The 19,399-nt window shown below is 62.4% G+C and carries 18 protein-coding genes, 2 pseudogenes and 1 riboswitch; of the genes and pseudogenes, 3 read left to right on the top strand and 17 right to left on the bottom strand.

The window, feature by feature from the left end; all coding sequences use genetic code 11:
• Window positions 1–71: 71 nt before the first annotated feature.
• From AC0V8S_RS19005 to AC0V8S_RS18995, 3 genes are all read left to right on the top strand, one after another.
• A complete protein-coding gene (locus AC0V8S_RS19005) occupies window positions 72–257 on the top strand; it encodes a hypothetical protein (protein WP_095199791.1) in 186 nt (61 codons plus the stop codon).
• Between the two features lie 361 nt (window positions 258–618).
• Window positions 619–753 carry a hypothetical protein gene (locus tag AC0V8S_RS19000; RefSeq protein WP_013894968.1) on the top strand — a complete coding sequence of 45 codons (135 nt, stop codon included), beginning with the start codon at window positions 619–621 and terminating at the stop codon, window positions 751–753.
• Between the two features lie 366 nt (window positions 754–1,119).
• Complete coding sequence (locus AC0V8S_RS18995) at window positions 1,120–2,058, top strand: GlxA family transcriptional regulator (RefSeq protein WP_348647147.1); 939 nt, start codon at window positions 1,120–1,122, stop codon at window positions 2,056–2,058.
• A gap of 8 nt (window positions 2,059–2,066) precedes the next feature.
• On the opposite strand, the pseudogene AC0V8S_RS18990 reads toward AC0V8S_RS18995, so the two are convergent.
• The 17 genes and pseudogenes from AC0V8S_RS18990 to AC0V8S_RS18910 form a co-directional block, all read right to left on the bottom strand.
• Window positions 2,067–2,863, bottom strand: a pseudogene (locus AC0V8S_RS18990) (ABC transporter ATP-binding protein).
• Window positions 2,860–3,633 carry an ABC transporter permease gene (locus tag AC0V8S_RS18985; RefSeq protein WP_475432783.1) on the bottom strand — a complete coding sequence of 258 codons (774 nt, stop codon included), beginning with the start codon at window positions 3,631–3,633 and terminating at the stop codon, window positions 2,860–2,862. Before AC0V8S_RS18985 ends, AC0V8S_RS18990 begins: the two are co-directional and overlap by 4 nt.
• 90 nt (window positions 3,634–3,723) lie before the next feature.
• A complete protein-coding gene (locus tag AC0V8S_RS18980; RefSeq protein WP_475432782.1) occupies window positions 3,724–4,674 on the bottom strand; it encodes an ABC transporter substrate-binding protein in 951 nt (316 codons plus the stop codon).
• A 139-nt stretch (window positions 4,675–4,813) separates the two neighbouring features.
• On the bottom strand, window positions 4,814–5,155 hold the full coding sequence (locus AC0V8S_RS18975; RefSeq protein WP_095199787.1) for a peptidase inhibitor family I36 protein: 342 nt from the start codon (window positions 5,153–5,155) through the stop codon (window positions 4,814–4,816).
• An 87-nt stretch (window positions 5,156–5,242) separates the two neighbouring features.
• On the bottom strand, window positions 5,243–6,091 hold the full coding sequence (locus AC0V8S_RS18970; RefSeq protein ID WP_475432781.1) for a DUF1194 domain-containing protein: 849 nt from the start codon (window positions 6,089–6,091) through the stop codon (window positions 5,243–5,245).
• Window positions 6,092–6,185: 94 nt separating this feature from the next.
• A complete protein-coding gene (locus AC0V8S_RS18965) occupies window positions 6,186–8,747 on the bottom strand; it encodes a GcvT family protein (protein ID WP_475432780.1) in 2,562 nt (853 codons plus the stop codon).
• Between the two features lie 143 nt (window positions 8,748–8,890).
• The gene (locus AC0V8S_RS18960; RefSeq protein ID WP_475432779.1) at window positions 8,891–9,670 is read right to left on the bottom strand and encodes a hydroxymethylpyrimidine/phosphomethylpyrimidine kinase; all 780 of its coding nucleotides are present in this window, start codon (window positions 9,668–9,670) and stop codon (window positions 8,891–8,893) included.
• The gene (locus AC0V8S_RS18955) at window positions 9,661–10,266 is read right to left on the bottom strand and encodes a thiamine phosphate synthase (protein WP_475432778.1); all 606 of its coding nucleotides are present in this window, start codon (window positions 10,264–10,266) and stop codon (window positions 9,661–9,663) included. The genes AC0V8S_RS18960 and AC0V8S_RS18955 overlap by 10 nt, the downstream gene beginning before the upstream one ends.
• Window positions 10,263–11,036 carry a thiazole synthase gene (locus AC0V8S_RS18950; protein ID WP_475432777.1) on the bottom strand — a complete coding sequence of 258 codons (774 nt, stop codon included), beginning with the start codon at window positions 11,034–11,036 and terminating at the stop codon, window positions 10,263–10,265. The genes AC0V8S_RS18955 and AC0V8S_RS18950 overlap by 4 nt, the downstream gene beginning before the upstream one ends.
• A gap of 1 nt (window position 11,037) precedes the next feature.
• Window positions 11,038–11,235, bottom strand: a complete 198-nt coding sequence (thiS, locus tag AC0V8S_RS18945) for a sulfur carrier protein ThiS (RefSeq protein ID WP_183460448.1) — start codon at window positions 11,233–11,235, stop codon at window positions 11,038–11,040.
• Window positions 11,204–12,205 carry a glycine oxidase ThiO gene (gene thiO / locus AC0V8S_RS18940; protein ID WP_475432776.1) on the bottom strand — a complete coding sequence of 334 codons (1,002 nt, stop codon included), beginning with the start codon at window positions 12,203–12,205 and terminating at the stop codon, window positions 11,204–11,206. The genes thiS and thiO overlap by 32 nt, the downstream gene beginning before the upstream one ends.
• Window positions 12,202–14,037: a phosphomethylpyrimidine synthase ThiC gene (thiC, locus tag AC0V8S_RS18935; protein ID WP_183460452.1), complete on the bottom strand. Its 1,836-nt coding sequence runs from the start codon at window positions 14,035–14,037 to the stop codon at window positions 12,202–12,204. The genes thiO and thiC overlap by 4 nt, the downstream gene beginning before the upstream one ends.
• 104 nt (window positions 14,038–14,141) lie before the next feature.
• Window positions 14,142–14,257, bottom strand: a riboswitch (TPP riboswitch).
• A gap of 96 nt (window positions 14,258–14,353) precedes the next feature.
• Entirely contained in the window at window positions 14,354–15,112 is a 759-nt protein-coding gene (locus tag AC0V8S_RS18930; protein WP_475432775.1) for an FkbM family methyltransferase, read from the bottom strand.
• Entirely contained in the window at window positions 15,109–16,341 is a 1,233-nt protein-coding gene (locus AC0V8S_RS18925; RefSeq protein ID WP_475432774.1) for a hypothetical protein, read from the bottom strand. Before AC0V8S_RS18925 ends, AC0V8S_RS18930 begins: the two co-directional genes overlap by 4 nt.
• Before the next feature lie 23 nt (window positions 16,342–16,364).
• Complete coding sequence (locus AC0V8S_RS18920) at window positions 16,365–17,795, bottom strand: aspartate aminotransferase family protein (protein WP_183464947.1); 1,431 nt, start codon at window positions 17,793–17,795, stop codon at window positions 16,365–16,367.
• Window positions 17,796–17,897: 102 nt separating this feature from the next.
• Window positions 17,898–18,904: pseudogene (locus AC0V8S_RS18915) on the bottom strand (NAD-dependent epimerase/dehydratase family protein).
• Complete coding sequence (locus AC0V8S_RS18910) at window positions 18,901–19,335, bottom strand: EamA family transporter (RefSeq protein WP_475432773.1); 435 nt, start codon at window positions 19,333–19,335, stop codon at window positions 18,901–18,903. Before AC0V8S_RS18910 ends, AC0V8S_RS18915 begins: the two are co-directional and overlap by 4 nt.
• Between the last annotated feature and the right edge of the window lie 64 nt (window positions 19,336–19,399).

Raw genomic sequence — 19,399 nt, 5'->3', positions numbered from 1 at the left:
AACACGCCGCGTGTAAGGCCCCAAGCCTCAAAGGTCGGAATGTCTCCGGCCCGCCACCAAAGGAGAATGAAATGTCTATCCTGTCGTCCCTCGGTCGCATCGCGACTGAATTCAGCGCGGCCCGCGCCCGCTACCAGACCGAACGCGCCATCCGCTCACTGCCGATCGAACTGCAGAAGGATATCGGCTGGCCCGAGGCTTCCGACACCAAGACCGGCATTCGCAACGGCGTTGGATCCTGGGCTGGAGCGAAGTAAACCGTGTGTAGCAAATGCTGAAGGCCTGCCGCGCGGACCCAGCCCGGCAGGCCTTCTCTATTTTGCCCAGGCCTTCCGCATTTTGTTTGCATTCAAATGAGTTTGGGAGCCATGTCGCCGACGCATGGCGCATATGAGCAAGCCGCATAGCGGCTCTGATTTCGAATTAATGCCTTGTAAACAATCACAAATTTCGAGCAGATTGCCCAAATTTGTCGCATTCGGTGTCGCATTTCATATCAAGCGCTTCGCTTTTGCGATTTAGTTTCACGCAGCACAAGCCTATATGACCACCAGCAAACGAGCTGCCCCACTCCATCAAGCGAAGGCGACCCGTCTGAGCAACCGATAGGAGATGATTATGAAGCTTTTTGCCCGCCTCTTCGCCCGCCGCGAAATGAACCTGACCACCGCTCTCGAGCGTCAGCGCCTTGCCAACACCATGCCCGGCCAGACCGGCGCGATGGCCGCGGCGCGCCTCGGCTTCGTCGCCTGACAATTTCCAGGGCAGCGCCTCCCTGCCGCTGCTTCAAGACTGTAACGCCGCCTGGCTCCAGCCACGGCGGCGTTTTTGTTTTGCCTTTGCACATTTTGCCTGTCGCTTGAACAATTGATGCTGCTCCCCCGGAACATGACTGCATGTTCCAAGAGCATGGCCGCACAGCAATTGCCCATTTGCGACCCATGTCGCAAATTTTGTCTCACTGAGGCAGCGTAGCCAATTGACAGCCAAGGTTTTTCCTGATGTCGCTATGCTATTCGCGACATCCTGTTCGCGTCATGGCCAGATGAGGTTCCCGTGAACGCCGTCAAGCATCCGATCAAGCGATCGTTTGTGTTCTTCCTTATTCCTGATTTCACCATGATCGCTTTTGCGACCGCACTCGACCCGCTGCGCTCCGCCAATCGCATGCTCGGCTACGAGGCCTATCGCTGGCGCCTGGCCAGCATCGACGGCAAGCCGGTGCGCGCCTCGAACGGCGTCGAATGCGCGGTCAACACCTCGCTGGAGGAAGAGCGCAAGAAGATGGCCGGGCCCGACAGGCCAAACATGGCCATCGTCTGCAGCGGCATCAATGTCGAGCGCTATCAGAACAAGTCGGCCTTCGCCTGGCTGCGTGAGGAATATAATCGTGGCGTCGCTGTCGGCGGCCTGTGCACCGGCGCGCATATCCTCGCCGCGGCCGGCCTCTTGTCCAACAAGCGCTGCGCCATCCATTGGGAGAACCTGCCGGGCTTTTCCGAGGCGTTCCCGAAGGCCAATGTCTTTGCCGACCTCTTCGAGATCGACCAGAACATCTACACCTGCGCTGGCGGCACCGCCGCGCTCGACATGATGCTGAAGCTGATCGGCGACGATTTCGACGAGAGCCTCGTCAACCGGGTCTGCGAGCAGGTGCTGACCGATCGCGTGCGCAGCCCGACCGACCGCCAGCGCCTGCCGTTGCGCGCGCGCCTTGGCGTGCAGAACTCGAAAGTGCTGACCATCATCGAGCTGATGGAAGGCAATCTCTCCGAACCGCTCTCGCTGATCGAGATCGCCGACCATGTCGACCTGTCGCGCCGCCAGATCGAGCGGCTGTTCCGCACCGAGATGGGCCGGTCGCCAGCCCGCTATTATCTGGAAATCCGCCTCGACCGCGCCCGGCATCTGCTGATCCAGTCGTCGATGCCTGTGGTCGAAGTGGCTGTCGCTTGCGGCTTCGTCTCGGCCTCGCATTTCTCCAAATGCTACCGCGAGCTCTATGCCCGCTCGCCGCAGCAGGAGCGCGTCGACCGCAAGCAGTTGCTGGCGGCCTGATCCGCAGATCAGATCTCGGCGGACTGCGCCTGAGCCGTGTGCATCGCCTCGACGCGGATGTCCTCGGTCAACCGCGCTTTCAGCGCCGAGAATTCCGGACTGGTCTTCAGCGTGTAGTGGCGGGGATGCGGCAGGTCGATGGCGACATCCGACTTGATGCGGCCGGGCCGCGCCGTCATCACGATGACCCGCGAGGCCATGAAGATCGCCTCCTCGATGTCGTGGGTGACGAACAGCACGGTCTTCTTGCGCCGCTCCCAGATGCCGAGCAAAAGCTCCTGCATCAGCCCGCGTGTCTGGTTGTCGAGCGCGCCGAACGGCTCATCCAGCAACAGGATCTCGGGATCGTTGGCGAGCGCCCGGGCGATCGCGGTGCGCTGCTGCATACCGCCGGACAGCTGCTTCGGCCAATGGTTCTCGAACCCCTTCAGCCCGACCAGATCGACATAGGACGCGACGATCCCGTCCCGCTCTTTTGCGCCATGCCGCGTTCGCGCAGGCCGAAGGCGATGTTTTCCGCCACCGTCAGCCACGGGAACAGCGTGTAGGACTGGAAGACCATACCGCGATCCGGCCCCGGTCGGGTCACCGCCTTGCCGTCGAGCAGCACGCGGCCCTCGCTTGGCGCCTCAAGACCGGCGACGATCCTCAGCAGCGTCGACTTTCCGCAACCGGACGGCCCCAGGATGGTGATGAAATCATTGGCGGCAACCGCCAGATCGATCGGCATCAGCGCCTTGACCGGCTGGCTGCCGCGCACGCCGGCAAAGGTGCGCGAGACACCCTCGACGAGAAGCTTGCTCACGCCAGGCTCCACGGAAAGAGCCAGCGGTTGAAGGCCTTGAAGGCGAAATCGGACAACAGCCCGATCAGCCCGATGACGATGATGCCGAAAATGATCTGTCCGGTCGCCAGCCGCGACTGGCTGTTGATGATCATGTAGCCGATGCCGGAGGACGAGCCGATCAGTTCGGCGACGATGACATAAGTCCAGGCCCAGCCGAGCACCAGCCGGAGCGTCTCGGCGATTTCGGGCGCATTGGCCGGCATGATCACCCGTTTGACGATGCCGTTGTTGGTCGAGCCCAGCGTATAGGCGGCCTCGACCAGGTCGCGCCGTGTTGACCCGACCTTGACGGCGACGATCAGGATGATCTGGAAAACCGAGCCGACGAAGATGACCAGCAACTTTTCCAGCTCGCCGATGCCGGCCCACAGGATGAGCAGAGGAATGAAGGCCGAGGCCGGCAAATAGCGGGCGAAGGAGACGAAGGGTTCCAGGAACGCCTCCACCGGCTTCCAGGCGCCCATGGCGATGCCGATCGGCACGGCGACGACCGAGGCCAGCACGAAGCCGCCGAAGACGCGCCAGATGGTGATCAGTATGTCGAGCCAGAAACGGTCCTCGACCAGCAGCCGCCAGCCGTCCCGCAGCATCGACAGCGGATCGGCGAGGAAGATGCGGTTGACGTGGCCGCCAAGGGTGATCCAGGCCCAGAAGGCAATGAACACAACGAAGAAGGCAATGCCGAGCACGGTTCGCAAAGCCGGCGAGACTGGATGCAAGGGGCGCATCTTCAAATCGTCCCCATCTTCAGATCGTCACTTGTCCAGGAGAAGACGGCGGCGCCAGGCGCCGCCGCAGGATGCGCAAAGGCCGGACGATCAGTTGGACACCGCGCTGGTATCGGCCAGCGTGGCGACATCGGGCGCTTCCTTGATCAGCCCCATCTGCAGCAGCAAGTCGCCGGCGGTCTTGGAAAAGTCCAGGAATTCCTTGGTGAAGAACTGCTTGTTCTCGGCCTTGTTGGCCCATTTCAGGTACTTCGCCGAATCCTCGAATTCCTTGGCCGACTGCTTCACGTCAGCGCCCATGATCTCATAGGATTTCTGCGGGTCCTTCTTGATCAGGTCGAGCGCCTCGAAATAGCTGTCGGCAAGCGCCTTGGCCGCATCGGGATTGGCCTTGAGGAATTCGGGCGTGCAGCCGACCGTGTCGAGCACCATCGAGTAGTCGAGCGTGGTCGCCAGTATGTGGCCCTGGTCGGCCTTGTCACGCACCGCCGAAATGAACGGCTCATAGGTGACGGCGGCATCGTTCTGGCCGGCAAGGAAGGCCTGCGCCGCCGCGTCCGGCTCTAGATTGACGACCGTCACATCCTTGGTCGACATGCCGTTCTTGTTCAGCACCCAGGCGAGCATGAAATAGGGCGACGTGCCGGGCGCCGAGGAGGCGACGTTCTTGCCCTTGAGATCGGCGACGGTCTTGATGTCGTTGCGCACGACAATGCCGTCGGCGCCATAGGATTTGTCGAGCTGGAAGATCTGCTTGGTGGTCACCCCGCTGGCGTTCCACACCAGCCAGGTCTCGACCGTGGTGGCGGCGCATTGCAGGTCGCCGCTGGCGATAGCGAGCGGACGGCTGGCCTGAGGCACCTTCTTCAAGGTCACGTCGAGGCCGTGCTTCTCGAAGAGGCCTGCCTGCTTGGCAAGCGTCAGCGGTGCAAAGCCGGTCCAGCCGCTGATGCCGATGGTGACCGATGTGGCGGCCATCACCGGCGCGGACAGGCTGGCGGCAAGCGTCAAAGTCGCGGCAAAAACGGCGATCCGGTTCATGTGAGTTCCCCTTTTGTTTGTCTTGAGGGAAATTGTTCACAGACGCCAATCGGCTTGTCAATCAACAGGAACGTGTTCGGCGGCACGGTCGCCGCGATTGCCTCGTCGCCGACGCTCAGCCGGGCAGAAGCCGTGCCCGTCAATAGCCGTCGCAGACGCACTCGGCGGACGAGATCTGATCGTTCCAGTCGCCTCCGAGATAGCGGGCTCTGCGGCTGATCTCAATCGAACTGCCGCCCATCCGCGTATCCTCATAGGCTATGAGCGTGCAGCCGCGGCTAACGAACACCGACGACACACGATCGTTCCAGAACTGACCGCCACGAAAACTTACCGAATCATTGGGCGCCATTTCGATGGATCGTCCGCGAAAATTCGCGTGCTCGAACATGACGCAGGCAGGCTGGTCGTTGTATTGGGCGCTGGCGCCGTCGGCAAAAAGCACGGACGCGACAGCTGTCAGGATGGCAAGGCGTTTCATCTCTTATTTCCTCGGTTTCGACCGCGGTCCCCACCGCTGGATAGCGCGGTCCGGACCGTTTGCCAATGCTCCAGCCCGCAGCCCGAGCTAGCGACTGTCCAACATCCAGCTGCGGTTGCGCCACATTTTCTCGCCGATCTGGCAGTCGGCGGGTGGCTTGTCCTGCGCCAGTACCACTGGCGGATGATCCGCCTCCTCCGCCGCCCATTGCGGTGACGCCGGACCGGCAAGTTCCAGCACCAGCTTGCGGCGTATGGCTTCGGGAAATTGCGTCCAGTCGTTGACCGGGATCATGAAGGCGCCAGGCCCTCCGATGACGCAGTCGCTGTAGTAGCGGTCGAGATCGTTGACGTCGTAGGCGCCGGAAAAGCCGCCCCGGGTCATCAGCGGCAGGCCGTTGATGATGATGCCTTGCCTGACCACGCCATCGCGGGTGAGATTGACCGGCGCGCCCTGATTGTTGGGTCCGTCGCCCGAAATGTCGATGACCCGCTTGGTCCCCTGGTAGCCGCTTTCGGCGAAAAGGTCGCTGCCGAACTCCAACGCACCGGAGATCGAGGTGCGTCGTGCGCTGTTCGGCGGCTGGGCGGACAATTGCGCGACCACCCGCTCCGCATCGGCACGGTTGGCGATGACCGTCCATGGCACGATGACGCGTTGCCATGTGGTGCCGGCCCATTCGACATAGGTGACGGCGATCTTGCCATAGGCGCCATCGGCGATCGCCTGCAGCACATTGTCATGCGTCAGCGCCGCCGCGTAGCCGTGACGCTGGATCTCGAGCTCGTCCGCCGACATCGACAGCGAAACATCGACGGCCAGCACCAGCTCGACATCGACCGGCTCGTCTGCGCGAGACGGAGGCGCCAGCCAGAGCAGCAACGCCAGCGCCGCACAGCCGGAAAGGAGATGTCTTGCACAAGGGAAAGCAGACATGCCGCAAGGGTAAGCGAAAATCGCACGCTTAAAAAGACAAAAGCCCGGCTCGAAGCCAGGCTTTTGCGATCAGTCCGTTGCTCCGGCCGAAACCTCAGCTGCGCGGCTTGAGGTTCTCCGGGTCGTAGAGCGGCTTGTAGCCGACGCCTGCGACTTCGACCGGATAGGTCTCACCGAAATACTCGACATTGAGCTTGCGGCCTTCCTGCGCATACGCCCGCGGCAGATAGGCAAGCGCGATGTTCTTGCCGATGGTCGGGCCATAGGCGACCGATGTGGTGAAGGAGCGGCGGCCGAGTTCGTCGACCAGCGTCTCACCGGTGGCGGGATCCAGCACCGGCATGGTGCCCACGGGATAACGCGCCACACCCTTGGAATCGGTGTTTTCGGTCATCACCAGCGTGCACAAGGTCGCAGGCTGATGCTCGCGGGCGCGGTATTCCACATGCTTGGCTTTGCCGCAGAAATCGTTCTCCTTGACCTTCGGACGGGCGAGATCGGCTTCCAGCAGATTGTACTCGGTCAAGAGGTCGGCGTTCTGCAGCCGCAGGCTCTTTTCCATGCGCCGCGTATTGGCATAGGTCTCGACACCGAACGGCATGACGCCGGTCGAGCGCAGCGCGTCCCAGACGGCCAGGCCGTCCTCGTAGCGCATATGCAGTTCCCAGCCCTGCTCGCCGACATAGGAGATGCGGAACGCGGTGACATCCTTGCCGCCGATCCTGACCGGCTTGATCGCCGCGAACGGGAAGTTTTCTATCGAAAGGCCCTCGGGATTCTCGACCACTTTCTGCAAGGTGGTGCGGGCATTCGGGCCCCAGATGCCGATGGTGACGTATTTCTCGGTCACATCGGTGATAGTGGCGTCAAAGCCTTTGTCCTGCGCGGTGCGCTGCATGTAGCGGAAGTCACGCGGGCCGGCGTCGGCGCCGTCGATCACCCGGCAGCGATCGGCCATGCGGATGACGGTGAAATCGGCGCGCACCATGCCTTCCTCGTCGAGGAAGTGGGTGTAGATGCCCTTGCCGATGTTGTTGTCGCCGCCGATCTTGGCTGCGCACAGCCATTCCAGCAGCGCGACATGGTCTGGCCCTTCGACGTCATACATCGAGAAGTGCGAGAGGTTGACGATGCCGCAATCCTCGCTCATCGCCAGGTGCTCGGCATTGGAGACGCGCCAGAAATGGCGGTTGTCCCACTCGTTCTCACGTACGGGTACCCGGTTGCCATACTTCTCCAGAAGGTGCTCGTTGGCGGCATAGCCGTGGGCGCGCTCCCAGCCGCCCAGTTCCATGAAATAGCCGCCGAGCTCCTTCTCGCGCTCCCAGAACGGCGAGCGCCTGATGTTGCGGCCCTTGGAGAACGGCTCGCGCGGATGCACCGCCGGATTATAGACCTTCATCGCCGTTTCGGTGCAGCGATCCCAGATGAACTGTTCCTTCGTCTGGTGCGGATAGAAGCGCGCATAGTCGATGGCGTGGTGGTCGATCCCGGTGCGGCCGTCGGTCATCCAGTCGGCGATCAGCTTGCCCATGCCCGGGCCGTCCTTGACCCAGATGGCGACGGCATACCAGAGACCCCTCACCTTCTGGCTTTCGCCCATCGACGGGCCGCCGTCGGCGGTCACCTGCAGCAGGCCGTTGAAGGAATGGCTTTCGTTATAGCCGAGTTCGCCCAGGATCGGTGTCAGTTCCATGGCGCGCTCGAGCGGCGCCAGGATCTGCTCCATGTCGAGGTCGCGCTGCGACGGCGACAGCCGCGCCTCATGCTTTTCGAGCAGGTCGCGCGGATGGCAAAGGCGCGGGTTGTTTTCTTCGTAGTAGCCCCACTCGATCTGGCCGCCTTCGGCGGTCTTGGGATCACCGGTGTCGCGCATATAGGCCGAGTTGCCCTGGTCGCGCAGCAGCGGCCAGCCGATCTCCTTGCCGGTGCCGGCGAACTCGTTGTAGGGTCCGAAGAAAGTCAGCGGATGGTCGATCGGCATCACCGGCAAATCCTCGCCGACCATTTCCGCGATCAGCCGGCCCCAGATGCCGGCGCAGACGATGACATAGTCGGCCTCGATGGTGCCGCGGTCGGTCACCACGGCGCTGATGCGGCCGTCCTTGACCACGAGCGACTTGGCCGGTGTGTTGGCGAAGGATTTCAGCTTGCCCGACGCTTCCGCCTGGTCGACCAGCTTGCCGGCGACGGTCTGTGAGCGCGGGATGACGAGGCCGGCATCCGGGTCCCACAGGCCGCCCTGAACCATGTCCTGTTCGATCAGTGGGAATTTCTCCTTGATCTCGGCCGGTTCGATCAGGCGCGCGCGTGTGCCAAAAGCTTTCGCCGAGGCGATCTTGCGCTTGATCTCGTCCATGCGGCTGTCATCGCCGACGCGCGCGACCTCGAGACCGCCGATGCGCGCGTAATGGCCCATCTTCTCGTAGAAATCGATGGAATAGAGCGTCGTCCAGCAGGACAGGAAATCGTGGCTGGTCGTGTAGCAGAAGTCAGAGGCATGTGCGGTCGAGCCGATATCGGTCGGGATGCCCGACTTGTCGATGCCGACAATATCGTCCCATCCCCGCTCGATCAGGTGGTGGGCGATCGATGCGCCGACAATACCGCCGAGGCCAATGATGACGACCTTCGCCTTTTTCGGAAACTCTGCCATTGCCCGCGACTCCAAAGTGATAAAGCGGGCGGACTATAGGGCGGAGCGGTAGGCCTGATGAAGCCTGTTTGCGACATTGGCAAAAAGCCGAGCGACCCTGAGGGCCGAACACGCTTCCCCTGGCAGCACTGGTGGGGATTCCTTTACGCGACAGAGTTGGATTCGCATTCGAAACTCCCCAGGAGCTTCTCGAAGACAAGCCGCTTGCCTTCGCGCACGCTGTCTTCAAGCGGGTTCGCCTTCGCCAGATGCGCCGCAATCGCGCTGGCCAGCATGCAGCCCGTCCCGCGCATCGATGCGGCAAGGCGCGGTGTGTCGAAGCGGATTGGCTCTTGATCGGAGCGCAACAGAATGTCAGTTGATCGAGGCCCCGATGCGTGGCCGCCCTTGATCACCAGGGCCTGCGCTGCGGCGGCCATCAATTCCTGGCCTTGCAACACTGCGCCGTCCTCGTCCACCGCCAGTTCCGAGCCAACAAGGAGCGCCAGTTCGACGAGATTGGGTGTGACGAGACGGCAAAGCGGCATCAGATCACTTTTCATGGCGGCGATGGCACCTGCTTCCAGGAGCGCCCGGCCTGACGTCGAGGCCAGCACGGGATCGAGCACTGCCGGCACCTGCGGATTTTCGCGCAGCACGGCGGCAACGGCAGCGATGATCTCGGCGGTTGCGAGCATGCCGATCTTGATGGCCGCCACATGGTTGGCCTGCAACGCCGCTCGCATCTGATCTGCGACCAGACTGGGTTGCACATGATGGATTGCCGTGACGGCTTCGTGCGTCTGCACCGTTAGTGCAGTGACAGCAAGGCAGGTGCGCACGCCAATGGAAGAGATCGTCTCGATATCGCGTGCAATTCCAGCCCCACCGCTGGAGTCCGATCCACCGACGACAAGCACATAAGGGTCTCGCTTCAGCGCCATCGGTCCGTCTTTTCGATCCATTCCCGCGTGCGCGCTTCGGGATCGGCATTCAATGTGATGTCGGTGACCACCGCCGCGCTGTCGCCGCCTGAGGCGAAGACACCGTCGAGCCGGTCAGGGTTGAGGCCGCCTATGGCGACCAGGGGTATCGGTGCGACCCGGCGCTTCCACTCGCGGATCCGTTCTATCCCTTGCGGCGCCCATTTCATCTTCTTCAGGATCGTGGGATAGACGGGCCCCAACGCGATATAGTCAGGCTCGGCGGCCATCGCCGTTTCCAGTTCGACATCATCATGTGTGCTCAGTCCAAGCCTTAGACCGGCTGCCCGAATCCGCGCGCGGTCGGCGGTCTGCAAATCCTCCTGGCCAAGATGCACGAAGTCGCAACCTTCCTCGATCGCCAGCCGCCAGTGGTCGTTGACAATGAGTTGGCATTGCTGCTCGGCGCACAAGGCCTTCGCCTTGCTGATTTCGGCGCGCAACCCGGCATCATCCATGGTCTTGATGCGAAGCTGCACCAGCTTGACGCCGAGCGGCACCAGCCGTTCGATCCAGGCGGCGCTGTCGACGATCAGGTAGAAGGGATCGAGCTTCATGAGAAAACTGGCCTGCCGATCGTCGGCGTCGATGGCACGGCGACGTCGCGCGGCTCGATCATGCCCGAGCAAAAGGCCTCACGGCCGGCATCGACCGCCTTGCCGAATGCGCGCGCCATGCCGACCGGATCGGCCGCCTTGGCGACCGCTGTGTTCAGGAGCACAGCGTCAAAGCCGAGTTCCATGACAGTCACCGCGTGCGACGGACGTCCGAGCCCTGCATCCACAATCAGCGGGACCCCAGGAAAATGTCCGCGCATCGAACGCAGCGCCATGATGTTGACAGGTCCGAGGGCGGAGCCGATCGGCGCGCACCATGGCATCAAGACCTTGCAGCCCGCCTCCAGCAGCCGCTCGGCGACGACAAGATCGTCGGTGGTATAGGGAAATACCGTAAAACCGTCCTCACACAGGATACGGGCAGCTTCGACTAGGCCGAACACGTCCGGCTGCAGCGTGTCATGATTGCCGATCACTTCGAGCTTGATCCAGCCAGTACCGAAGACTTCGCGCGCCATTTTCGCGGTCGTGACAGCTTCCTTGACGGAGTGGCAGCCGGCGGTATTGGGCAGGATTTTTACACCCAGCGAGCGGATCAACGACCAGAATTGTTCGCCAGCCCTGCCGCCTGCCATTTCACGGCGCAACGAGACGGTTACCACCGACGTGCCCGACGCCTTGACCGCATCGGCAAGGATGGCCGGCGAAGGGTATTGCGCCGTGCCGAGAAGCAGGCGGGAAGGAAGCGTGGTTCCAAGAAGATCGAACATGCTAGCCTCCCTGCATCGGCGAGAGGATTTCGATCCGGTCGCCGTCGCTCAACTGGAACTCCGCCCGCTTGGCTTTGTGCACGAGGTCGCTGTTGACGGCGGTGGCGAGCCAATCGCCCTCATAGTCGAGCACGGCAAGCAGCTCCGCCAGCGTGGTGGCGGCAACCTCATGCGCTTCGCCGTTGACGGTCAGTTTCATGAGCAAGCTCCCTGGTTCTGTCTTGGCTGAAAACCAGGTCGGCAGCCTGGCGCGCCATGGCGGGGGCGAGAAGAAAGCCATGGCGGTAAAGCCCATTGATTGCAACGATGTCTCCGCTCGTTTCGACGCGCGGCAGATTATCGGGAAAGGCCGGACGAACGCCGACACCGGTTTCAACGACCTCGGCTTCGCCAAAGGCCTGGTGGAGGGCATAGGCAGCACCCAACAGCTCCATCATGGAACGCGCCGTGACCGGTCCGGCGGACTGGCTTTCAATCATCGTTGCGCCGATCATGAAACGCTGGTCAGTGCGCGGCACCGCATAAAGCGGAAGGCGCGGATGCAGCAGCCGGACCGGGCGCGACAGCGAGATGTCAGGCGTGCGCAGGATCAGCATTTCGCCGCGAACGCCGCGCAGCCTGTCATCGGCTGCTGCCATTCCCGTGCAGTCGATCTGCCATTCGAAACCGGAAACAGGCTGGGCGTCGGCCCCGAAGCGGAATTCGACGCCCATGGCCACGAGCTTGTCATGAAGTGCTGCCATCGCCTGGCGCGGGTCGAGATGAGCCTCATCGGGAAACAGCAATCCGCGCCGGAAGCGGCCGGCGAGGTCGGGCTCCAGGAGCGCAATTTCGTCTTCATCGACACGCCGATGCCCCGACGTGCGACTGGCGAACCGGTCGAGCTCGCCAGCATCACGCGGGGCGGCCACGACCAGCGTTCCGGCCCGTGTCACCTGACCCGGCAGCACCGCATCCCACCAGTCAGCGGTGTCGCGTCCGATATCCAGCACCGGCTGCTCGGCGCTTTCTCGCTCACACCATGGCGCCAGCATGCCGCCGGCAAACCACGATGCATTGCCACCGAGGCAATGCCGGGTCTCGACGACGGTCACCGCCGCGCCTCGGATCGCGAGTTCGAAGGCCGCGGTGAGGCCGGCGACGCCAGCCCCTTTGACGAGCACCCTCATGACGGCTCCGGCACCTCTGGCATGAGCGGTACGCCGGTCTTGTCAGCCGGCATGTAGAGATCGCCACCCTCGCGGTATTTCGCCGCCATCGCCGCCATGCCCTCTTTCTGTGCCTCGGCGCGGATGTCGTGGGAGATACGCATGGAGCAGAATTTCGGTCCGCACATCGAGCAGAAATGTGCCACCTTATGCGCCTCCTTGGGCAAGGTCTGGTCGTGGAAAGACCGCGCGGTTTCGGGATCGAGCGAGAGGTTGAACTGGTCCTCCCAGCGGAACTCGAAGCGCGCGCGGGAAAGGGCATCATCCCTGACTTTTGCTGCCGGATGGCCCTTCGCCAGATCGGCGGCGTGGGCGGCGATCTTGTAGGTGATCACGCCGATCTTGACGTCGTTGCGATCGGGAAGGCCGAGATGCTCCTTCGGCGTGACGTAGCAGAGCATGGCGGTGCCGAACCAGCCGATCATCGCCGCGCCGATGCCTGAGGTGATGTGGTCGTAGCCCGGCGCGATGTCGGTCGTCAGCGGTCCGAGCGTATAGAACGGCGCCTCGCCGCAGACGGCGAGCTGCTTGTCCATGTTCTCCTTGATCTTGTGCATCGGCACGTGGCCGGGGCCCTCGATCATCACCTGGCAGTCCTTTGCCCAGGCGATCTGCGTCAACTCGCCGAGCGTTTCCAGCTCGGCGAATTGCGCCGCGTCGTTGGCATCGGCGATCGAGCCGGGACGAAGGCCGTCGCCTAGCGAGAAGGACACGTCATAGGCGCGGCAGATGTCACATATCTCCGCGAAATGCTCATAGAGAAAGCTTTCCCGGTGATGGTGCAGGCACCATTTGGCCATGATCGAACCGCCGCGAGACACGATGCCCGTGACCCGGTCAACGGTCAGCGGGATGTAGTGCAGCCGCACGCCGGCGTGGATGGTGAAATAGTCAACCCCCTGTTCGGCCTGTTCGATCAGCGTGTCACGGTACACCTCCCAGGTCAGGTCCTCGGCAATGCCGCCGACCTTCTCGAGCGCCTGATAGAGTGGCACCGTGCCGATCGGCACCGGCGCATTGCGAACGATCCAGTCGCGGATGTTGTGGATGTTGCGGCCGGTCGACAGGTCCATCACCGTATCGGCGCCCCAGCGGATCGCCCAGACCATTTTTTCGACCTCTTCGGCCATCGATGAGGTGACCGCCGAGTTACCGATATTGGCGTTGATCTTCACCAGGAAACTGCGACCGATGATCATCGGTTCGCTCTCGGGATGATTGATGTTGGCTGGAATGATCGCCCGCCCGCGCGCCACCTCGTCGCGCACGAATTCCGGCGTGACGAAATCGGGAATAGCCGCGCCGAAGCTCTCACCGTCGCGCGGCAGCTTGCCGCGCATGATCTCGCGTCCAAGGTTCTCGCGGATGGCGACGAACTCCATTTCGGGCGTGATGATGCCGGCGCGCGCGTAGGCAAGCTGGGTCACTGCCTTGCCAGCCTTGGCCCTGAGCGGCCGGTTGCGGACCGGAAATTCCGGCGTCAGGCGCTCGCCCACGGCGAATCCATTGTCTTCGGGCCGAACATGGCGGCCGTCATAGGCCTCGACATCGCCGCGTGCCGTAATCCATTCGTGGCGAAGCCGGGCGAGGCCATTTTCGATGCTGGTTTCGACAGTCGGGTCCGTATAGGGGCCGGACGGATCGTAGACGGTGACGGGCGGTTCGCCTGCCGTCGGATGGACGGAGATTTCGCGCATCGGCACCCTGATGTGCGGATGGAGGACGCCGGACTTGTGGATTTTCCGTGAGGCAGGCAGCGGTCCCGTCGAGACGGCTGGGGTGAGGGCATTCATCTTGAGGCTCCTTTGCTCATTGCATTGGAGACCCAGTTCTGTGCCGGAAGGATGAGACGCTTCGGTCGCCCTGCTTGAAAAACAGGACTTCGGGCGTGAACTCCCGCAAAGCGCTTGCACCGTCCCTACGCCAGTATGAACTGGATCAGGTTCAACGGGTCACTGCGCCGCGAAGCCAGCAGTATCTCAGCCCCTTGCCGGGACTCCCCTGGTGAATGCTCCAAGTTGAATGGGCCGGCGCTATTTTGTCAAGCGCATTTGGCCGGCGCGGCAACCGGGACTGATTGCTGTTGTGGACGAAGGTCGGCGGCGAAGCTCAGGCGAAGGCCCAGATATCCTCGGCCTGGAAGCCGACCTGGTAACCCGCCGTCTTCAGTTTGACCACGACCTGGCCGATCTCCGGGGCCGGCAACGCACCAACCTCGACCTTGATCATGCCCGGACGATAGCGTTTGAGGTCGAGTTGTTCGAAGACGATCCAGTCGGCGCCTTCGCAATCGACGAGGAAGGCATCGATGTGGCTGATGCCGTTGCGATCGAGCAAGGTCTGCAGCGTTTCCGAGGGCACCTCGATGTCTTTCAGGTGTGGCGCGAATTTGTTGAAGTTCGCGTCGGCCTCGCCCCAGGCGTTCTTGCCTGACATCAGATTGGTGTCGGTAACCGAGGAGCAGCCGATGAACTCGATCGGCAGCGTGCCCGCCTCGAGCGCGGCGGCATCGAAGGTGTGGACGGTGATCGTGCCTTTCGCCTTGGTGACGGCCACCGGCTCGATGATGAAGCGGTTCGTGTCGGGATAGTTGGCGCGCAGCCGCTTCTGATTGTACGGGATCGGCTCGACCAGCATGGCGCGGGCGCCGGATATCCTGTGCAGCCATGGCGTGACGTCGTCGAACAGCGCGCCGTCGCAAGCGCCGACATTGACCATCTGGAACGGCTGCCCTGCCCCACCGAAGCGTGCCTTCAGCGCCGCCTTGGCCAGGAATTTCGTACCGCGCAGCGAAGGCCCTCGATCGAGCAGGCCTGAGGGAAGGCCGAGCGACAAGGCGATGCGCGCCAGATTGGATAGCGAACTCATGGCTTGTCTCCGGGAATGATGTGCAAGGCGGCGCGATGCTGGCCGCGCGCCACCGCTGCCCACAGCGCCATGAACGGCGTCGCCAGCAGCAGGAAGGGCGGGATCAGGTGTGGAAAATAGATGCGCGTGTCGTGGATCGGGAAGACCGTGAACTTGGCCAGTGCCCCCAGCACCAGCGCCGCGAACAAAATGCCGGCGCGGCGGTCGAGGCGGAAGCCGGCGCGGCTGGCGGCGAACCAGCCGGCCAGTGCCAGCACCGAAACACCGACCCAGCTGTTCAGATTGACGGCACGCAGCAGCGAGGCCGCAAACGCCCTGAGATAGGCGGTGACCGAAAACGCCGGCTCGAAGCCGTCCATATTGTAGTGCTGCTCGATGCTGGAGAACCACAGATGCGGCCACCAGCCGGGATGATGGGCCCAGTGCGAAATGGCGAAATAGGCGACGAAGGACGCGGCAAAGCCGGCCAGCGCGCCCCAGGCCTTTTGCCGGAAAGCGACCAGCAGCACCGCGAAAACGGCAAGGAAAACAATATTGTCCGGCCGCGCCATGAAAGCGAGGAAGAGCAAGATCGCCGTCGCCACCTCGCGGCCTCTGACATAGGCGTAGAGCCCGCCGAGCAGCAGCGCCGACGTCAGCAGGTCCGGCGTCGAGGCCCGCGCCGCATCGCCCAAACCAGCCATGATCAGGACCGCACCGACCACCGGCGCCAGCGCCAAGGCCTTTTCAGAGCGCAACCAGAGCAGCGCGATCGCGCCGAACAACAGCACCGAAAACAGCTGCACCAGGCGCATCGCCTCGACCGGCGACATCACCGCGCTCAGCGTCGACAGGATCTCGGCGTAGAGGAATTTTATTCGGTACATGCCGAGCAGAGAATGGAAGTCGGCGGCATTCTCCGTCATGTGGCTGCGGAAGCCGCCGCCATCGTCGGTCAGCGCTTTGTAATCTCCCGCCGACACGCCTGATTTGACGGTGCTGTAGGCGTAATCATGCAGCGCCTGCACATCGGGATAGCTGCCTTCCTCCGATATTGCGAGATAGGGCAGCATGTCCCAATTGGCGTCGGGCATCACCCATGCCGTGAATGCCGTCAGAAGGATGTAGAGCGCGAAGGCCGCCGCACCGATCGGTGCGGCCAGCCGCGCATAACTCCCCTCGCCCCACGCCAGACCGGCCTGGACAAGGCGGTCGAGCATGTTCTGCGGAGCGGGTGACTTGGTCAGCATCGTTGCTCAACGGACTTTCGTTTTTAACGGACTTGGCTTTTGACGAAATCCTTCACGATCGACACGATGCCGCGCGACAAAAGACTGTCGAAGGCATCGACGAAGCGGTCGACATGCTCGCGCTGGCAGATCAGCGGCGGCTCGAGCCGGATGACGTTGCGGTTGTATTCGGTGAAGGCGACGAGCACGTCGTAGTCGCGCAAGAGCAGTGCGCCGACGAAGCCGGACAGCGAGCCCTTCAGCTTGTCGTCGAGCACGCTTACGATCGGGCGCAGCACCATCGGCAAGGTCTGCGAGAAGTCGTGGAACTCAAGGCCGACCATAAAGCCTTTGCCGCGCACATCCTTGATGATCTTCGGATATTTGTCCTTAAGCGCCTGCAGGCGCGCGAGCAAATAATCGCCGGTAACGGCGGCGTTGTCGATCAGCCCCTCGTCATAGAGCACGTTGAGGCCCTCGATCGAGGTGACGCAGGCCTCGCCCATGCCGCCAAAGGTGGCCATGGCATGGATCATCGCCGTCTTTGGCGTGCCATAGGCCTTCATGTAGACATCTCGCCTGGCGATCATCGCGCCGACCGCTGCCTTGCCGCCGCCAAGCGACTTCGCCAGCGCAGTCACGTCGGGAACCACGCCGTAATGTTCGAAGGCATAGAAGCGGCCCGAGCGGCCGTAGCCGCACTGCACTTCGTCGGCCACCCACAGCACGCCATACTGGTCGCAGAGCGCACGCAGCTTCTGCCAGTATTCGGCTGGTGCCTGGATAATGCCGCCGCCGCCCTGGATGGTTTCGAGCACGATGACGCCGACCTCCGGATCGGATCGGAACAGGCGCTCGACGGCCTCGATATCGCCGAACGGAATGCGCACCGTATTGTTGGCCATCTTGAAGTCGGCACGGTAGAGCTGGCCGTCGGTGATGCCCAGCACGCCCTTGGTTTTGCCGTGGAAGGAATTTTCGGCATAGACCACCTTCGGCCGCTTCGGCCCCGCCGCGCGTTCGGCGAGCTTCACCGCCGCTTCCATCGCTTCGGAGCCGGACGAGCCCAAAAACACCATGTCGAGATCGCCGGGCGAGCATTTGGCGATATTGTGTGCGAGCGCTGCCGCGTATTGCGACATGAAGGCGATGGCGATTTCCTGGCGCTTCTCCTCCTGGAATTTTTTGCGCGCTTCGAGGATACGCGGATGGTTGTGGCCGAAGGCCAGCGAACCGAAGCCACCGAAGAAATCGAGGATCTTGCGACCGTTCTGGTCGATGTAGAACATGCCCTCGGCGCGCTCGATCTTGATCTTGTGGAAGCCGAGCAGCTTCATGAAATGCAGCTGGCCAGGGTTGAGATGCGCCTTGAACAGGTCGGTCATGCGGGCGACGTCCATCGCCTTGGCCTGCTCGACGCTGATCAGATCGGGCTTGGCGATGGTAGCGGGCGACAGCGCCGGCGCGCTCACCATGGTGCGTGCATTCGTCTGTTCCGGCTTGGCCATGACGGTCATTTCAATCTCCTGTCCGCGCTACGACCAGCGTCGTGCGCCGTAAACTGTTTGGCGAGCCCACTATTCGGCGGGCACATGCTTGGTGGCGATGGCGTGCCCGGCCTTCTTGGCGCGGTATTCGCTGTAGGCGGCGATCAGCATGTCCTCGTCGCGATATTGCGGCACCCAGCCGAGCTGACGCTCGGCCTTGGACACATCGAGCACGCATTCCTCGTCGGCGATCAGATATTGCTCCGGATCCATGATCGGCATGTTCATCAGGTCGAGCAGGTCGAGCGTGCGCTTGACCGCCCAGCCCGGTGTCGGGATCAGGATCGATTTCGATCCGGCATGGCGGATCAGGTCGCCGAGCAACTTCTTCACCGGCGGCGGGTTGAGCGAGCCGAGATTATAGGCCTCGTTGGGCACGCCGGCCTTCCAGGCCGCGCGGGCAGCTTCCGCGCAGTCGAACACCGAGATGAACTGATAGGGGTTTTTGCCGGAGCCAATCATCGGCACCGGAAGATTCCAGTCGATCAGCTTGAAGAGTTTTTCGAGAATGCCGAGCCGGCCGGGGCCGATGATCAGACGCGGCCGGAACAGCGAGATCGACATGCCGCGCTTGCGCCATTCGGCCGCCAGTTCCTCAGTCTTCTGTTTCGACCAGCCATATTCGCCAAGCGGCGCGACCGGATGCTCCTCGGTCATCGGCTGGGTGACCGTGTGGCCGTAAATCATGTCGGTCGTGTAGTGGACGAGCCTTAGTGCGCCAGCCTTGTCCATGGCCTGCATGATGTGCTCGGTGCCGTGGAAATTGACCGGGAAGAAGAAGTCGTGCCGCTTGGCCCGCACCTGGATCGGCGACAGCATCTTGGCCGACAGATTGTAGACCATGTCGTCAGCCTTGAGCCCGACCGCGGCGACCGAACCCGGATCGGTGACATCGCATTGGATAAAGCGGACGTTGCGGTAGTGCGCAAGTTCGCTCCTGGCGATGTCGGCGACGACGACCTCTTCGCCATCGGCCACAAGTTTCGGGCAAGGTGACGGCCGACGAAACCGTCACCGCCGAAAATCACATGTCTCATCGAACGATCTCGTTTGCTGGGATCTTGTCGGGCGTGATGGAAGCGGTCTGGTCTTCATGCCCTCGCCCACTTTGCGCGATCAGCACGGTGCCGACGCAGATGCAGGCGATGCCGGCGATGCGCCAGCCATTGAGGTCTTCGCGGAAGACGAAATAGGCGAAGATGGCGACAGCGACATAGGCAAGGCTGAGGAAGGGATAGGCAAAGGAAAGCTCGACCTTGGACAGCACATAGAGGTGCGAGGCCATGGAGATCACGAAGGTGCATAGGCCGAGGAACACCCAGGGGCTGAAGACGATCCGCAGCAGCTTGACGAGCGGATTGACGCCCTCGAACGAGATTGGCCCAAGCGACATCATGCCTTGCTTCAGCATCAGCTGCGCAGCGGCATTGGTCATGACCGTAAAGAGAATGAAGACGATATATTTCATGCTCGCGCACCCACCCCGTGATTTCCAGTAATACAAACCCGAAAAGATTTCGTGAACTCACAAG

Source organism: Mesorhizobium oxytropidicola, assembly GCF_056174625.1.
Note: the sequence above shows the minus strand (reverse complement) of the source record. Positions and strands in the feature narration are given on the sequence as shown.

What these genes read in the sequence shown, in the direction of transcription:
- AC0V8S_RS19005 (WP_095199791.1), top strand. Translation starts at nt 72, where the DNA reads ATGTCTATCCTGTCGTCCCTCGGTCGCATCGCGACTGAATTCAGCGCG.
- AC0V8S_RS19000 (WP_013894968.1), top strand. Translation starts at nt 619, where the DNA reads ATGAAGCTTTTTGCCCGCCTCTTCGCCCGCCGCGAAATGAACCTGACC.
- AC0V8S_RS18995 (WP_348647147.1), top strand. Translation starts at nt 1,120, where the DNA reads ATGATCGCTTTTGCGACCGCACTCGACCCGCTGCGCTCCGCCAATCGC.
- AC0V8S_RS18985 (WP_475432783.1), bottom strand. Translation starts at nt 3,633, where the DNA reads ATGCGCCCCTTGCATCCAGTCTCGCCGGCTTTGCGAACCGTGCTCGGC.
- AC0V8S_RS18980 (WP_475432782.1), bottom strand. Translation starts at nt 4,674, where the DNA reads ATGAACCGGATCGCCGTTTTTGCCGCGACTTTGACGCTTGCCGCCAGC.
- AC0V8S_RS18975 (WP_095199787.1), bottom strand. Translation starts at nt 5,155, where the DNA reads ATGAAACGCCTTGCCATCCTGACAGCTGTCGCGTCCGTGCTTTTTGCC.
- AC0V8S_RS18970 (WP_475432781.1), bottom strand. Translation starts at nt 6,091, where the DNA reads ATGTCTGCTTTCCCTTGTGCAAGACATCTCCTTTCCGGCTGTGCGGCG.
- AC0V8S_RS18965 (WP_475432780.1), bottom strand. Translation starts at nt 8,747, where the DNA reads ATGGCAGAGTTTCCGAAAAAGGCGAAGGTCGTCATCATTGGCCTCGGC.
- AC0V8S_RS18960 (WP_475432779.1), bottom strand. Translation starts at nt 9,670, where the DNA reads ATGGCGCTGAAGCGAGACCCTTATGTGCTTGTCGTCGGTGGATCGGAC.
- AC0V8S_RS18955 (WP_475432778.1), bottom strand. Translation starts at nt 10,266, where the DNA reads ATGAAGCTCGATCCCTTCTACCTGATCGTCGACAGCGCCGCCTGGATC.
- AC0V8S_RS18950 (WP_475432777.1), bottom strand. Translation starts at nt 11,036, where the DNA reads ATGTTCGATCTTCTTGGAACCACGCTTCCTTCCCGCCTGCTTCTCGGC.
- thiS (WP_183460448.1), bottom strand. Translation starts at nt 11,235, where the DNA reads ATGAAACTGACCGTCAACGGCGAAGCGCATGAGGTTGCCGCCACCACG.
- thiO (WP_475432776.1), bottom strand. Translation starts at nt 12,205, where the DNA reads ATGAGGGTGCTCGTCAAAGGGGCTGGCGTCGCCGGCCTCACCGCGGCC.
- thiC (WP_183460452.1), bottom strand. Translation starts at nt 14,037, where the DNA reads ATGAATGCCCTCACCCCAGCCGTCTCGACGGGACCGCTGCCTGCCTCA.
- AC0V8S_RS18930 (WP_475432775.1), bottom strand. Translation starts at nt 15,112, where the DNA reads ATGAGTTCGCTATCCAATCTGGCGCGCATCGCCTTGTCGCTCGGCCTT.
- AC0V8S_RS18925 (WP_475432774.1), bottom strand. Translation starts at nt 16,341, where the DNA reads ATGCTGACCAAGTCACCCGCTCCGCAGAACATGCTCGACCGCCTTGTC.
- AC0V8S_RS18920 (WP_183464947.1), bottom strand. Translation starts at nt 17,795, where the DNA reads ATGGTGAGCGCGCCGGCGCTGTCGCCCGCTACCATCGCCAAGCCCGAT.
- AC0V8S_RS18910 (WP_475432773.1), bottom strand. Translation starts at nt 19,335, where the DNA reads ATGAAATATATCGTCTTCATTCTCTTTACGGTCATGACCAATGCCGCT.